The organism is Rhodococcus sp. CX (genome assembly GCF_015865005.1).
In the GTDB taxonomy this organism is placed as follows: Bacteria; Actinomycetota; Actinomycetes; order Mycobacteriales; family Mycobacteriaceae; genus Rhodococcus.
In genome coordinates this window covers 88,995-103,031 of sequence record NZ_JADZGH010000206.1, presented here as the reverse complement: position 1 = coordinate 103,031, position 14,037 = coordinate 88,995, and the positions used below count along the sequence as shown (strand labels likewise).

General features: G+C 69.2%; 9 protein-coding genes, 2 pseudogenes and 1 riboswitch. Of the genes and pseudogenes, 6 read left to right on the top strand and 5 right to left on the bottom strand.

Going from position 1 to position 14,037, the window contains the following annotated elements:
- Together cobF and cobN are read right to left on the bottom strand one after the other, a co-directional pair.
- Positions 1–671, bottom strand: a pseudogene (gene cobF / locus I0Q12_RS22610) (precorrin-6A synthase (deacetylating)); the annotation flags it as partial.
- Positions 668–4,273: a cobaltochelatase subunit CobN gene (gene cobN / locus I0Q12_RS22605; RefSeq protein WP_197254914.1), complete on the bottom strand. Its 3,606-nt coding sequence runs from the start codon at positions 4,271–4,273 to the stop codon at positions 668–670. The pseudogene cobF and the gene cobN, both read right to left, overlap by 4 nt.
- Before the next feature lie 51 nt (positions 4,274–4,324).
- Positions 4,325–4,529, bottom strand: a riboswitch (cobalamin riboswitch).
- A gap of 26 nt (positions 4,530–4,555) precedes the next feature.
- Between cobN and I0Q12_RS22600 the strand changes: the two genes are divergently transcribed.
- From I0Q12_RS22600 to I0Q12_RS22590, 3 genes are read left to right on the top strand one after another with little or no spacing between them, the layout of a single operon-like run.
- Positions 4,556–5,629, top strand: coding sequence for a cobalamin biosynthesis protein CobG (locus I0Q12_RS22600; protein WP_197254912.1), 1,074 nt, complete (start codon positions 4,556–4,558; stop codon positions 5,627–5,629).
- Positions 5,626–6,276, top strand: a complete 651-nt coding sequence (locus tag I0Q12_RS22595) for a precorrin-8X methylmutase (RefSeq protein ID WP_197254910.1) — start codon at positions 5,626–5,628, stop codon at positions 6,274–6,276. Before I0Q12_RS22600 ends, I0Q12_RS22595 begins: the two co-directional genes overlap by 4 nt.
- Positions 6,273–7,790: a precorrin-2 C(20)-methyltransferase gene (locus I0Q12_RS22590; protein ID WP_197254909.1), complete on the top strand. Its 1,518-nt coding sequence runs from the start codon at positions 6,273–6,275 to the stop codon at positions 7,788–7,790. Before I0Q12_RS22595 ends, I0Q12_RS22590 begins: the two co-directional genes overlap by 4 nt.
- 13 nt (positions 7,791–7,803) lie before the next feature.
- Here the strand turns inward: I0Q12_RS22590 and I0Q12_RS22585 are convergent, their stop codons facing one another.
- Together I0Q12_RS22585 and I0Q12_RS22580 are read right to left on the bottom strand one after the other, a co-directional pair.
- Positions 7,804–8,352 carry a TetR/AcrR family transcriptional regulator gene (locus I0Q12_RS22585; RefSeq protein ID WP_197254907.1) on the bottom strand — a complete coding sequence of 183 codons (549 nt, stop codon included), beginning with the start codon at positions 8,350–8,352 and terminating at the stop codon, positions 7,804–7,806.
- Positions 8,349–9,815, bottom strand: coding sequence for an MFS transporter (locus tag I0Q12_RS22580; RefSeq protein WP_307846428.1), 1,467 nt, complete (start codon positions 9,813–9,815; stop codon positions 8,349–8,351). The genes I0Q12_RS22585 and I0Q12_RS22580 overlap by 4 nt, the downstream gene beginning before the upstream one ends.
- Positions 9,816–10,056: 241 nt before the next feature.
- Here I0Q12_RS22580 and I0Q12_RS22575 point away from each other — a divergent pair, with 241 nt between their 5' ends.
- The 3 genes from I0Q12_RS22575 to I0Q12_RS22565 are packed head-to-tail and all read left to right on the top strand — an operon-like array spanning position 10,057 to position 13,737.
- Positions 10,057–12,390 carry a xanthine dehydrogenase family protein molybdopterin-binding subunit gene (locus I0Q12_RS22575; protein WP_197254950.1) on the top strand — a complete coding sequence of 778 codons (2,334 nt, stop codon included), beginning with the start codon at positions 10,057–10,059 and terminating at the stop codon, positions 12,388–12,390.
- A complete protein-coding gene (locus I0Q12_RS22570) occupies positions 12,387–13,262 on the top strand; it encodes a xanthine dehydrogenase family protein subunit M (RefSeq protein WP_197254903.1) in 876 nt (291 codons plus the stop codon). Before I0Q12_RS22575 ends, I0Q12_RS22570 begins: the two co-directional genes overlap by 4 nt.
- Positions 13,255–13,737, top strand: a complete 483-nt coding sequence (locus I0Q12_RS22565; protein ID WP_197254902.1) for a (2Fe-2S)-binding protein — start codon at positions 13,255–13,257, stop codon at positions 13,735–13,737. Before I0Q12_RS22570 ends, I0Q12_RS22565 begins: the two co-directional genes overlap by 8 nt.
- 111 nt (positions 13,738–13,848) lie before the next feature.
- Here I0Q12_RS22565 and I0Q12_RS33575 read toward each other — a convergent pair.
- Positions 13,849–14,037, bottom strand: a pseudogene (locus tag I0Q12_RS33575) (precorrin-4 C(11)-methyltransferase); the annotation flags it as partial.

The window sequence follows — 14,037 nt, the reverse complement described above, 5'->3', positions numbered from 1 at the left end:
TGCCCGAGGACTTCGGACAGACGTCCGGCGACGAGTTCCTCGTCGGACGTACCGAGGTTCGCGCCCCACCAGATGTCCCATTCCCCGGGCAGTTCCGTGCACGATAGATCGCCGTCGAGCATCACGACGAGGTTGTCGCCGCCCGCCGCGACCTCACGTGAAAGGCGGCGGCCGGTCGTGATCGTGACCGGACCGCCGATCCTGTTGAGCACCAATCGATGCCGCGCGGCGAGCATCTGCACGCTGCTGACGCCGGGGATCACGTCGTAATCGAAGTCTACGACACCGCGGTCGCGGATCCGTTCGATCACGCGAATCGTGCTGTCGTACAGGCTCGGATCGCCCCAGACGAGGAACCCGGCCGTCTCGCCGTCGCGTACCTGTTCGCGGAGTACCGTCTCGTAGACCTGCGCGCGGGCGGCATGCCAATCCCGCACCTCGTCGCCGTACCGTTCCGGTGCCCGATCACGGGGCGGGTCCGGGACGACGACGATCCGGTGGTCGCCGGTGATGTGACGTCGGCAGATCTCCTCGCGCACCGACACCAGATCGTCCACGCCGCGCTGCTTGTCCGCGACGAGGAACACGTCCACCTCGTTGAGCGCGTGCACGGCCGCGACCGTCAGATCGTCCGGTCCGCCGGGTCCGATCCCGATGAGGCGCACTCTCATCCGCGGTCCTCGAGGTCACCCTCGACGTCGAGGTAGGCCTGTTGCAGCGCCTGCATCGTCGACGGGTCCGGCTCGGCCCACAGCCCGCGATCGGCCGCCTCGGTGAGGCGTTCGACGATGCCCCGCAACGCCCACGGGTTCGCCTCGCGCAGGAACTGCTGATTCTCCGGGTCGAGGGCGTAGGTCTGCGCCAGGGTCTCGTACATCCAGTCGGCGACGACGCCGGCGGTCGCGTCGTATCCGTAGAGGTAGTCGACGGTCGCTGCCAGTTCGAACGCGCCCTTGTAGCCGTGCCGGCGCATCGCCGCGAGCCACCGCGGATTGACCACGCGCGCCCGGAACACCCGCGCGGTCTCCTCCGACAGCGACCGGGTGCGCACGGCGTCCGGCGTCGTCGAATCACCGATGTACGCCTTGGGGTCGCTGCCGGTCAGCGCACGCACGGTCGCGACCATGCCGCCGTGGTACTGGAAGTAGTCGTCCGAGTCGGCGATGTCGTGTTCGCGAGTGTCGGTGTTCTTCGCCGCGACCGCGATGCGCCGGTAGTTGGCGCGCATGTCCCCGGCGGCGGGCTCGCCGTGCACGTTGCGGCCGTACGCGAATCCACCCCACGCGGTGTACACCTCGGCGAGGTCCTCGTCGGTACGCCAGTTGCCGGAGTCGACGAGCTGCAGGATGCCCGCGCCGTAGGACCCGGGTTTCGACCCGAAGATCCGCCGCACCGCCCGCTCCGGATCACCGTGCTCCGCCTCGTCCCGTTTGGCGTGGGCGCGAACATAGTTCAGGTCGTCGGGCTCGTCGAGTGCCGCGACCATGCGGATCGCGTCGTCGAGCATCCCGATCACGTGTGGGAACGCGTCGCGGAAGAACCCGGAGATGCGGACGGTGACGTCGATGCGGGGACGGCCGAGTTCCTCGAGCGAAATCACGGTCAACTCGCGAACGCGGCGGGATTCGGCGTCCCATTCCGGCCGGACACCGATCAGCGCCAGGACTTCGGCGATGTCGTCGCCGGAGGTGCGCATCGCGGAGGTCCCCCACACCGACAGTCCCACCGACCGCGGGTAGCTCCCGGTATCCGCGAGATAGCGTTCGACCAGGGCGTTCGCGAGTGCGACGCCGGTGTCGTAGGCGAGGCGGCTCGGCACGGCCTTCGGGTCGACGGTGTAGAAATTGCGTCCCGTCGGCAGCACGTTCACCAAACCGCGCAGCGGTGAGCCGGACGGCCCGGCGGGGACATAGCCGCCGTCGAGAGCGTGGAGTACGGCGTCGAGTTCGCCGGTCGTCTGCGCGAGCCGCGGCACGACCTGCTCGGCGGCGAAGGCGAGCACCCGAGCGACCTCGTCATCGGTGTGCCCGAGCACGGATTCGACGGTGGACGAGGCGGTTTCGGGTACCCACCTGCCATCGTCCATCGCCTGGACGAGCGTCCGGGCCTGCGATTCGACGGCGTCGACCTCGGTCAGCGGCGCATCGGGCTTCAGACCCAGCGCAGCGCGCAGACCCGGCACGGCGTGCGATTTGCCACCCCACACCTGGGCGGCCCGCAGGATGGACAGCACCAGATTCACCCGCGCCTCGCCCACGGGGGCACCACCGAGCACGTGCAGTCCGTCGCGGATCTGCGCGTCCTTGACCTCGCACAGCCATCCGTCGACGTGCAGCAGGAAGTCGTCGAACTCGGCGTCGTGCGGCCGGCCGTCCAGGCCGAGATCGTGGTCGAGTTTCGCGGCCTGGATCAGCGTCCAGATCTGGGCGCGGATCGCCGGGAGTTTCGCCGGATCCATCGCCGCGATGTTCGAGTACTCGTCGAGCAGTTGCTCCAGACGTGCGATGTCGCCGTAGGATTCGGCGCGTGCCATGGGCGGGATCAGATGGTCGACGATCGTCGCGTGCGCGCGTCTCTTGGCTTGCGCGCCCTCACCGGGGTCGTTGACGAGGAACGGGTAGATCAGCGGCAGGTTCCCGATCGCGGCATCGGTCGCGCACGCCGCCGACAGCCCCGCGTTCTTTCCGGGCAGCCACTCCATCGAACCGTGCTTGCCGAGGTGCACGACCGCGTCGGCCTCGAATCCGCGCTCCACCCAACGGTATGCGGCCAGGTAGTGGTGGGAGGGCGCCATGTCCGGATCGTGGTAGATCGCGACCGGGTTCTCCCCGAATCCGCGGGGCGGCTGGATCATCAGCACCACGTTGCCGGCCTGCAGGGTCGCGAGGACGATGGCCTTGTCGTCGCCTTCGCCGTCGACGAACAACGACCCGGGTGCCTCACCCCACGCCTCGGTCATCGCGTCGGTCAGCTCCGCGGGCAGGTCCTTCGTCCACTCGCGATACCGCTCGGCGGTGACGCGCACCGGGTTACCGGACAGCTGGTCGGCCGTGAGCCACTCCTCGTCCTGACCACCGGCGTCGATGAGCGCGTGGATCAGGGCATTTCCGGCTTCCGCATCGTCCTCGAGATCCATGCCGGGGAAGCCCTCGCCCAGGTCGTAGCCCTGCTCGCGCATCGCCCGGAGCAGACGGATCGCCGAGACCGGCGTGTCCAGACCGACCGCGTTTCCCACGCGGGAATGTTTCGTCGGGTAGGCCGAGAGCATGATCGCGATGCGGCGCTGCGCCGCCGGCACGTGCCGCAATCGCGCGTGCGCGACCGCGATTCCCGCGACCCTGGCGCAACGCTCGGGATCGGTGACGTACCGCGGCAGGCCGTCGGCGTCGAACTCCTTGAACGAGAACGGAACCGTGATGATCCGGCCGTCGAATTCGGGAACCGCGATCTGGGTGGCCGAATCCAGCGGGGAGACACCGTCGTCCGAGTCGGCCCAGCTGTCGCGACTCCAGGTCAGGCACAGCGCCTGCAGGATCGGGATGTCGAGAGCGGCCAGTGCCGCGACGTCCCACGCCTCGTCCTCCCCGCCCGCGCCGACGGTCGCCGGCCGGGTGCCGCCAGCGGCGAGCACCGTCACCACCAGGGCGTCGAGGGTGCCGAGTTCGGCGAGCAGATCGTCGGGTGCACCGCGCAGCGAGGCGCAGTGGATCACCACGGCCTGCGCTCGGCCGGTCGCGTCGATCGCGTCCGCGAGATCGTGCGCGAACCGGACGTTTCCGCTGGTGTGGTGGGCGCGGTAGAAGAGCACCCCCACCCTCGGTAACCCGCCGGTCGCAGGCGAAGGACGTTCCGCGACACCCCATTCGGGTAGCGCCGCAGGGGGTTCGAATCCATCACCGCCGAGAAGCACGGTGTCCGACAGGAATGCATGCAGCTGAGCCAGATTCGCAGGTCCGCCGTAGGCCAGATACCGATGTGCTTCCGCCGCGGTCCCGATCGGCACGGTCGAGTAGCTCATCAGTTCGCCGTCGGGGGTTTGCTCCCCACCGAGGACGACGACCGGGACCCCTTGTGCGAGAACCTGGTCGAGACCGTCCTGCCAGGAGCGTGCAGATCCGAGGATCCGCACGACCACCAGGTCGGAGCCCTCCAGCAGCGCTGGAATATCCGTCGGCTCCAGCCGGGACGGGTTGCCGACGACCCAGTCGGCGCCACCGGCCCGCGCCGACAGCAGGTCGGTGTCGGACGTCGACAGCAACGTCAGGCGCGGCACTGCGCGCCCCGGAACAGCACGAATACAGCCATGTTCAGTCTCCAAACCCTCGTGGACCTCGCGTGCCGTGGCCGGTCTCCTGGCTGACGGATCGACGCTGCTCGGCCGACCTTCCCGGAGGTGACTCCAGTGGTCTCCGCACCGGCGAACCGGCACGGACGAGGGCGAACAACTACCCGCTCACAGTGGCGAGGGCCGCGCCGGTTTCCCACCGGCTTCCCGAGCACCACGGCACGCCGAGCCTAGCGCACGATTTCGGCAGGTGTGCAACCATGTGCGCCCATGACGGACCATTCGGCCGACCATCTCCCTCCGGATCGCTGCCCCGGCCTGCTGCGGCCGCACCTCGCCGCGGACGGCGCACTGGTGCGCGTTCGCGCCCCGGGCGGGCGTCTTCCCGACGGGGGTCTGCGACTCCTCGCGGCGGCCTCACGCGCATTCGCGGACGGCGACGTACACCTCACCTCTCGGGGAAACCTGCAGGTCAGAGGTGTCGTCGTCGACGAGTGCGGCGGCGTGCCCACCGGCTTGATCGAATCGGTCGCGACGGCCGGGTTCCTCCCGTCCGCGAGCCACGAACGGGTCCGCAACATCGTCGCGTCCCCGCTGTCGGGACTCACCGGAGGGTTCGCGGATGTGCGCCCGATCATCGGTGCACTCGACGCTGCGCTGTGCCGCGAACCGGCGCTCGCCGACCTGCCGGGCCGGTTCCTGTTCGGTGTCGACGACGGCCGCGGCGACGTCGCCGGTCTCCGGTGCGATCTGTCCGCGACGGCGCTCGATTCGGATCGGATGCGGATCGGGATCGGCGCCCTGAGCGGACCGGTCGTCCCGACTGCGGACGCGGTCCGGACACTGATCGACACCGCGCTGAGGTTCGTCGCGATCCGCGAAACCCGCTGGAACGTGCGGCAACTGCCCGGTGAGGGCCGCGAACTGGGTGGTACCGCACCGCTCCCCCGCCCGGAGAGGTCCCGAATGCCGTACGGGGTTCTCGACGGCGCCCTGTCCGTCCGGGTTCCCCTGGGAATCCTGACGCCGTCGATGGTCGCGGCACTTCCGGACCGCGGTGTGATCGTCACGCCCTGGCGCGGACTCGTCCTTCCCGCCGGCACCGACGTGGAGGCGCTCACGGCTGTGGGATTCGACGCTGCCGAGGATTCGCCGTGGTCTCGGGTGTCCGCGTGCACCGGCGCACCCCGGTGTAGTCTCGCCCGCAGCGATACGCGAGAAGTGGCCCGACGAACCGTCGCGGGGCCGGCCCCTTCCCGACATGTCCACATCGTCGGATGTGAACGTGCTTGCGGCGCACCACATTTTCCCCATACCCTCGTCGTCGCCAGGAGTTCCATGTGATCGAGACACCCCCACCCCGCCGGTACGAGTACGAAACCGACGGCGCCGAGATCTACGTTCGCTCGTTCGCGACGATCCGCGCCGAGTCCGACCTTTCGGGCATCCCGGCCGACGCGGAGAAGGTCGCGGTGCGGATGATCCACGCGAGCGGCCAGACCGACCTGACCCGCGATCTGGTCATCCATCCCGGATTGGTCGGGGCGGCACGGAACGCACTGAACTCCGGTGCCCCGATCCTCACCGACGCGAACATGGTCGCCAGCGGCGTGACCCGCAAACGGCTGCCGGCGGACAACCCGGTGCTGTGTCTGCTCGGCGATCCCCGGGTGCCGGGCCTCGCCGAACGGTGGGGTACAACCCGGTCCGCGGCGGCGGTGTCGCTGTGGGCCGAGCACCTCGCGAACGCGGTCGTCGCGATCGGCAACGCACCCACCGCCCTGTTCCACCTGCTCGAGATGCTCGACGCGGGCGCCCCGCGACCGGCCGCCATCGTCGGTGTGCCGGTCGGCTTCATCGGTGCCGCGGAGTCGAAGGAAGCCCTGATCGAACACGAACTGCAGATCCCGTTCCTCGCGGTCCGGGGACGACGCGGCGGGTCGGCGATGGCGTCGTCCGCACTCAATGCACTGGCGCAGGAGCAGGAATGAGCACCGGACGACTCTACGGCGTGGGTCTCGGCCCCGGCGATCCCGAACTGATCACCCGCAAGGCGGCGAGGCTGATCGGCGAGGCCGACGTCATCGCGTACCACTCCGGCACGCACGGCCGATCCATCGCACGATCCATTGCTGCCGAACTCATCCCGGACGGCGCACTCGAGGAACCGCTGGTGTATCCGGTGACGACCGGCACCACCGACCACCCCGGCGGGTACGACGGCGCGATCGCCGACTTCTACGACGACTGCGCCGGACGGCTCGCGGCACACCTCGACGCCGGCCGGACGGTCGTCGTGCTCTGCGAAGGCGATCCGCTGTTCTACGGCTCCTACATGTACCTGCACGATCGACTCTCGGAACAGCATGCTGCCGAAGTCGTTCCGGGCGTGACGTCGTTCTCCGCCGCGGCCGCCGCAGCCGCGGAACCGCTCGTGCGACGCACCGACGTGCTCACGATCCTGCCCGGCACCCTGCCGGAACCGGAACTGGCGCGGCGCCTCGCCGACACGGACGGCGCCGTGATCATGAAGCTGGGCCGGACCTTTCCCGCCGTGCGCAACGCCCTCGCCCAGGCCGGCCGGCTCGACGACGCCGTCTATGTCGAACGCGCGTCGATGGGTGGCCAGCGCATCGCACCGGCCGCTGAGGTGGATCCCGATGCGGTGCCGTACTTCTCGGTGATCCTGGCGCCCGGCGACCGGGCGCCGCGCAATCGTGACACCGCCGACCGTTCCCGACCCGAGGTCGTACAGAATCCGGAACTGCCTGCGGCGCAGGAGCTGCTGGTGATCGGGCTGGGTCCCGCCGACGAGCGGTGGCTGACCCCGGAGGCTTCCGCGGCGCTCGCCGACGTGGATCATGTGATCGGGTACGGGCCTTATGTGGATCGGGTGCCGGTTCGTCCGGGGCTGCACCGTCATTCGAGCGGAAATACCGTCGAGGTGGACCGCGCGCGCTTTGCTCTCGAGCTGGCACTGAGGGGCGAGAAGGTCGCGGTCGTGTCCGGCGGCGACGCGGGCGTGTTCGGCATGGCGTCGGCGGTGTTCGAGGCCGCGCAGGACGACCGCTACGCAGCGGTTCCGGTCCGGGTGATCCCGGGTGTGTCCGCGATCCAGGCTGTCGCCGCGCGCGCCGGTGCCCCCATCGGTGGCGACTTCGCGGTGATGAGCCTGTCCGACCGGCTCAAGCCGTGGCCGGTCATCGAGAAACGCCTCGTCGCTGTCGCGCAGGCGGATCTGGTCCTCGGCATCTACAACCCGGCGTCGCGGTCGCGCACGACGCAGGTCGCCGACGCCAAGACTGTGCTGCTGCGGCACCGCCCGGCCGACACCGTGGTCGTCGTCGGCCGGGACGTTGGCCGGCCCGGGGAGTCTCTCGAGGTCACCACGCTCGAGAAGTTGGATCCGGCGACGATCGACATGAAATGCCTCGTGATCGTCGGCGCCGCAGGTACTTCGGTAACGTCCTCGGGTGCCGTGTGGACGGCCCGATCCGTGCGGTAAGCGCCTGGAGAGGTCAGAGTGTCGGGTCGTCGATGATCGATTGGATGAGCGCGCCGTAGGTGTCGATCAGCCGACGGCTCTCGATGACGTCGGGGGTGACGAGTTCGAAGGTTCGCAGCCCGCTTGCCAGCCCGAGGAGCAACGTGACGACGAGCCGCGCGCGGACCTTCTCCGGGGTGTCCTCACCGATCACGGTCGCGATGCGCGGCACGAACCGCGCCGCCATCTTCGCGCGTGCCTCCTCCCGGTCGGGCGCTTCCTGCAGCAGGAACGGCGCCATCGCCCAGAATTCGAAGTCGCCGGTATCGCGGCGTTCGACGAGTGCCCGGGCCATCCGGTGGCCGAGCGGCTCGGCGGGATGGTCGGGTTCGCCGACGTTCGGCGCATCCGGGACCGCGGCCTCGAAGAGCTGGGCCTTGCTGCCGGTCAGTTTCATCACCAATGCCGGTGAGACACCGGCGCGTTCGGCGATGTCACGGATCGTCGTCGAGGTGAATCCGCGTTCGGTGAACAACTGCCGCGCGACGTCGAGGATGACGTCGCGCGTCGTCCGGTCGGTCACGATCCTGCCCGGACGGATTCCGGGATGGTCACCTGTTCTGCGCGGGCACGGGTGGGCTTCGGAAGGAACACACCGGCCAGGGTAGCCAAGAGGGTCGCGGTGGCGGCGACGCCGAACATCGCGACGAACGCGCCGTGCCCGGGCAGGGTCTGTCCCGCGACGTCGATGGTGATTGCGGTCAGCAGCGCGGCGACGACGGCGCTCATGCCCGACGAGCCGACGGTGCGCAGCAGCGCGTTGACGCCGTTGGCGGCGGCGGTTTCGCTCAACGGCACCGAACTCATGATGAGCGCCGGCATGGTCGCGAAGGCCACCGCGTTGCCGATACTCCCCAGGACGCTGCCCACGACGATGAGCACGACGGTGTCGTCGAAGGTCATGCGGAAGGTGTAGGCGAAGGTCATCAGGAGGGTCGCCGCGACCAGCGTCGCGCGGGCACCGAACCGCGCGGTGATCCGGGCCGACGCGGGCGAGAAGATCATCATGGCCAGGCCGCCGGGCACCATGCACAGGCCCGCGGTCGCGGCGCTGAGCCCGAATCCGAATCCGGTGGCCTCGGGCAGCTGCAGCTGCTGGGTCGTCGCCAGGGTGTTGGCGTACGCGGCGAACGAGACGAACAAGCCCGCGATGTTCGTGAGCAGCACCGGGCGGTACATCGAGACCCGCAGGTCGACCATCGGCGCCTTCACGCGCAGTTCGTAGGGAACCCACACGGCGAGGACGACGACGGCGGCCGCGAGGCTCAGCAGGATGCGTGGGCTGGTCCAGCCCCAGGCCGGTCCCTTCGAGATGCCGAGCAGCAGCGCAATCAGGGCGAGCGAGAGCAGGATCGCGCCGGCGACGTCGAACCGGCCGCGGGTACCGGTGACGCCGGCCGGAACGAGGATCAGAATGCCGGTCAGCAGCAGGGTGCCCGCGGCGGCGGAGATCCAGAACACCGAGGCCCAGCCCAGGTGGTCGAACAGCAGGCCCGCGGCCGGCAGGCCGAGTGCGCCGCCGATACCCATCGTGGCGCTGACCAGGGCGACGGCGGCTGCCACCTTCTCGCGCGGGAGCAGGTCACGCAGGACCGCCATCGCGACCGGGATCAGCGCGGAGGAGAAACCCTGGAAGCCGCGGCCGACGAGGACCGCGATGTAGGTGCCACCGAGGGCGGCGATCAGGGAGCCGAGCACCATCATCGACAGGCACAGGACCATCATCCGGCGCTTGCCGTACATGTCGGCCATGCGCGAGACGATGGGCGTCGTAACCGCGCCGGTGAGCAGCGTGATCGTGACGAGCCAGGTGGCGTCGCCGTCGCTGACGTTCAGGATGCCCGGCAGGTTCGGCAGCAGCGGGACCACGAGGGTGGTCTGCAGCGCGACGACGAGCCCTGCCAGGCTCAGCAGCGCGGTGACGGCGGTACCGGACCGTACCGGCGCGGGGGTGCCCGCCGAGGGGCTCGGATGATCTGGGGTCACGGTGTTCTCCATCGCTCGCAAGGGGTGAACGATGTTCACCGCGCCCCAGTGAACGTCGTTCACCCCTTGCCCGTCAAGAACGCTCCCGGTTCGAGGCGGGCCATGCAGGCAATTCCCACTCTCCAATAAGGAGAATGTGATTGACATCTCTTTCGAGCTGATGCTAAACAAGTGCTCAGCACACAGCGATCTCGACCGTCCAGCGTCCTTGTTCGTGCGAAGTCCGAGGTGACGAGTGAGCGTGACCCCCGCAGTTCCGTCCTGTTATGTCGGTACCCGCGTTCCACGCGTCGAGGACCCTCGGTTGCTCACAGGAGCCGGGTTGTTCGTCGACGACGTGACCCGCCCGGGCATGTTCCACGCGTGCTTCGTCCGCAGCCCGATTCCCCGCGGCAGAATCTTCTCGATCGACACCAGCGAGGCCGAGGCACTCGACGGCGTGCACGCGGTGTTCGTCGCGTCCGATCTCAACCCGCGCGTCCACGAGCAGAAGTACGCGCTGGACGGGCCGTTCATGCCGAGCCTGAACTGGCCGCCGCTCGCCGAGGACGAGGTCCGGTTCGTCGGCGACCCGGTCGCGCTGGTCATCGCCCGCGACCGCTACATCGCCGAGGACGCCGCCGAACTCGTCGCCGTCGACTACGACGCGCTGACCCCCGTCGTCGACTACGCCACCGCCGACACGAACGAGGAACTCGTCCACGCACAGTTCCCCGGCAACAACGCCGGCGGCATGGCGATCCCGCCGTCCGAGGACCTGCTGCGCATCTTCGACGAGGCCCCGCACGTCGTGAGCCGGACCATCCATCAGCAGGCCTACATCGCGGTGCCGATGGAGACGCGCGGCCTGGTCGCCGAGTGGACGAAATCGACCGGAGAGATGACGATCTGGGCGTCGACCCAGTCGCCGCACGAGGTCCGCGCGTTCTGCGCGAAGCTGCTCGGCATCGACGAACACCGGGTCCGCGTGCTCATGCGCGACACCGGCGGCGGATTCGGACAGAAGGTCGTGCCACAGCGCGAGGACATCTGCATCATGCTCGCGGCGACGATGTTGCCGTTCGCGGTCAAGTGGATCGAGGACCGGCAGGAACACATGATGTCCGCAGGCATGGCACGGCAGGAACACGGCGAGGCCCGCATGGCGTTCGACGCCGACGGCAGGATCCTCGCCGCGACGCTCGACCACGTGCAGAACGTCGGCGCCTACCCGATCCCGTCCCCGATCACCGCCGCATCCGCCGTCGGCATGCTCTTCCCCGGCCCCTACCGCATCCCCGCCGCGACGTTCAGCCTGAAACTGCACTACACCAACACCGTCGGCCGCGTCGCCTACCGGGGTCCGTGGCAGTACGAGTCCATGGCACGAGAAGTGCTGCTGGACAGCGCAGCCCGGCGCATCGGCCTCGACCCCGCCGAACTCCGGCGCCGGAACATGTACAGCAGCGACGAATTCCCGGTCGCGGCACCGACCGGCATGCCGTTCAGCGACGTCACCCCGCGCGAGACCTTCGAGCAGGCACTGGCCATGCTCGACTACGACGCGTTCCGCCGCGAACAGGAGCAGGCCCGCGCCGAGAGCCGCTACATCGGCGTCGGCACCTGCACCTACCTCGAACCCACCGCCGGCGCAACCCCGTTCCACAGCACCGAGGGCGCGACCATCCGCATCGAACCGTCGGGCAAGGTCAACGCCTACGTCGCGGGCGGGTCGTCGGGCAACAGCCTCGAAACCACCGTCGTCCAGCTGACCGCCGACGCGCTCGGCGTCGCCCTCTCCGACGTCAACACCATCCAGGGCGACACGGCCGTCTCGCCGTTCGGTGCCGGCACGGGCGGTAGCCGCTCAGGGGCGATGACCGCCGGCGCGGTCGGTGAGACCGCGTCGGTACTGCGTGAACGTATCCTCGCGATCGCCGCGCACCGCCTCGAAGCCGCCCCGGAGGACATCGAACTCGCCGAGAGCCGCGCGACGGTCCGCGGCGTGCCGGGAGCCGGGCTGTCGCTGCAGGAGATCGCGGACATCGCGTACTTCCAGACCGAGACACTGCCGCCGGGTGTGCCCCCGGGGCTGGAGGCGAGCGGCCGCTACCGCGCCGAGAACATGATGATCTGGGCCAACGCGACGCACCTGTGCACGGTCGAGGTCGACATCGCGACCGGTGCGGTGAAGTTCCTGCGCTACATCGTCAGCGAGGACTGCGGCCCCATGATCAACCCCAACGTCGTCGAGGGCCAGATCTGGGGCGGCACGGTGCAGGGCATCGGCGGCGCCCTCTACGAGCACCTGGCCTACGACGAGACCGGCAACCCCGTGACCACCACGTTCATGGATTACCTGCTGCCGACCACCACGGAGGTCCCCGACATCGAACTCGGGCACATCGAAACACCGAGTCCCGGACCGGGCGGCCACAAGGGCGTCGGCGAAGGCGGCGCGATCGGATCGTCGCCCGCGGTCGTCAACGCGGTCGCAGATGCCCTCTCCCCCTTCGGAGTCGAGATCACCCGGCTGCCGCTGACCCCGTCGACCATCGTGTCGATGATCGAGCAGGCCCGGACGGTGACGGCATGAAACCGGCAGCGTTCGACTACCACGCGCCCGCGACCGCCGAGGAAGCCGTCGCACTGATCAGCGAACTCGGCGACGAAGCGAAGTTCATCGCCGGCGGACAGTCCCTGATGCCGATGCTCAACCTGCGGCTGGCCGTGTTCGAGCACCTCGTCGACCTGCGCCGCGTACAGACCTTGCGCGGCATCGAAGTTCGCGGCGATTCGGTGTGGATCGGCGCCGGTACCACGCACAGCACGGTCGGCCGGTCCGAGCAGATCCGGACTGCGGTGCCGCTGCTGTCGCGCGCCACCCCGCTGATCGGGCACTTCCAGATCCGCAACCGGGGCACGATCGGCGGGTCGATCGCCCACGCGGACGGCGCCGGCGAATACCCGGCCGTCGCGCTGACACTCGACGCCGAGATCGAGACGCTGTCGCCCGGCGGTACCCGCACGATCCCCGCGTCGCAGTTCTTCACCGGCATGTGGAGCACCGACCTCGCCGAGGACGAACTGATCACCGGTATCACCTTCCCGGTCGCACCGGCCCGCAGCGGCTACGCGATCGAGGAGTTCACCCGTCGCAGCGGCGATTTCGCGGTCGCGGGTGCGCTGGTCGCGTTGACTCTCGCCGAGGACTCGACGATCGAACGGTGTGCGATCACCACGTTCGGGCTGGGTCCCACCGCAACCCGCGCGACCGTCGTCGAACAGGCTCTCACCGGCGGGGCTGTGGCCGAGCAGGATCCGGAGATGGTGGCCCGGGACGTTCTTGCCGGTGTCGAGTCGATCTCCGAGGACCTGCACGGTCCGGTCGAGTACCGCAAGCGTGTCGGCACGGCAATGGTGGCGCGCGCATGGCAGCGCGCCGTGGAGGAGGCAACGCATGGCTGACGTCGACATCGAGGTCCGGATCAACGGCACGAGCTTTCGCCGCACCGTGCCTCCGCGGCTGACCCTCGCCGATTTCCTTCGCGTCGACTGCGGTTTGACCGGAACACATCTCGGTTGCGAGCACGGGGTCTGCGGCGCCTGCACCGTGATGCTCGACGGGGAAGCGGTCCGCGCGTGCCTGGTGTTCGCGGTGCAGGCCGACGGTTCCGAGATCACGACCATCGAGGGGATCGCCGAACCCGACGGCACGCTGTCACCGGTCCAGGCCGCGTTCCGCGATCACCACGGTCTCCAGTGCGGCTTCTGCACACCGGGTTTCGTCGTCACCGCGAGCGCATTCCTGCGGGACAACCCGTCCCCGACCGACGACGAGATCCGGGAAGCGCTGTCCGGGAACATCTGCCGCTGCACCGGCTATCAGGGAATCATCGCGGCCGTGAAGGCGGCCGCGGGCACCGTCGCTGCCGACGACTGAACGAGGGGCCGAGGGCAGGGGCCGGGATTTCTCTCCCGTTCTTCCGAGCGAACGGTACATTCAGTCGATCTGAGCGAGTGAGTGTACCGCTCGCTCGGGCGGAGGGGCAGGTCAGCGCACCCGGTCGCGCGCCGGATCGTAGAGATGTGAGCACGCGACGTCCGCCTGCTCGCGGATGCCGAGTGCCCGGCCGACGAGGATGACTGCGGTGTGCTTGAGTTCCGCCGCCTCGACGAGATCGGCGATGTCGGCGAGCGTGCCGCGCAGCACCACCTGATTCGGCCGGGACGCGAACGCCAC

What these genes read in the sequence shown, in the direction of transcription:
- I0Q12_RS22600 (WP_197254912.1), top strand. Translation starts at nt 4,556, where the DNA reads ATGACGGACCATTCGGCCGACCATCTCCCTCCGGATCGCTGCCCCGGC.
- I0Q12_RS22590 (WP_197254909.1), top strand. Translation starts at nt 6,273, where the DNA reads ATGAGCACCGGACGACTCTACGGCGTGGGTCTCGGCCCCGGCGATCCC.
- I0Q12_RS22570 (WP_197254903.1), top strand. Translation starts at nt 12,387, where the DNA reads ATGAAACCGGCAGCGTTCGACTACCACGCGCCCGCGACCGCCGAGGAA.
- I0Q12_RS22565 (WP_197254902.1), top strand. Translation starts at nt 13,255, where the DNA reads ATGGCTGACGTCGACATCGAGGTCCGGATCAACGGCACGAGCTTTCGC.